The organism is Rhodobacter sp. P2_H5, from assembly GCF_056403335.1.
Map to the genome: position 1 here is coordinate 1 of NZ_JBFUFS010000126.1, position 670 is coordinate 670.

At 64.8% G+C, this 670-nt stretch carries 1 protein-coding gene; it reads right to left on the bottom strand.

The genetic code is table 11. The features are described 5' to 3' along the window. Positions 1–78: 78 nt before the first annotated feature. A complete protein-coding gene (locus AC1DVR_RS23905) occupies positions 79–243 on the bottom strand; it encodes a hypothetical protein (RefSeq protein ID WP_136905945.1) in 165 nt (54 codons plus the stop codon). Between the last annotated feature and the right edge of the window lie 427 nt (positions 244–670).

Genomic DNA, 670 nt, shown 5'->3' on the forward strand with positions numbered 1-670 from the left:
CCCCTCGGTTCGGCGCCGTTTCCCCGAACGGGCGCGCTGGTAAGCGCTCCCGGATGGGGGGTGAGGCGCTTTCGCGCCTCATTGCCAGGGGTCGATTTCCAGGGCGACGAGAGCTTCGTCGCCATCGTATTCATCGGACGGCATCGCTGCGTGTGTGCCGTCCCCGGCCTGGAACACGACGATCGAGACCATCAGCGTGGCGGCGAGAGAGGCGGCGAAAGCGGTGGCATCCTTGTAGGACATGGGGTGGCTCCTGTCTTCTTGGGGCGGAGGACCATCCCCCGCGCGACAGGCGCCCGAAGTGTCTGACCGGATCTGCAATCACCCTCGTGCGTTTGGCTCGTCCAAATCCGCGAGGGCGGCACGCCCGCGTAGCCGACCCCTCTGGGGTTGAGTGTCAAAGAGACGGATCAGACCAAGGACAGCGAATGGAAGCGGGGGATGGGGCTTTGACCCAGGACAGGTGCCCTGCCCCGTCACAGAATGCCCACCGCTTGCCAGCCGTGCCGCGATGCGGGTCCCAGAAGATTGGCGGGGTTCGGGCCGGAAAGGAACAGCAGAACGCTGCAAATGATGAATACGGGCGGGCTTGCCCGCCACCTGGAAATTCCTGGATTCAGGTCAAAGTGCCGAACCCTTCGGGACCTACTTCTTGCCGGCCAGACTGGCC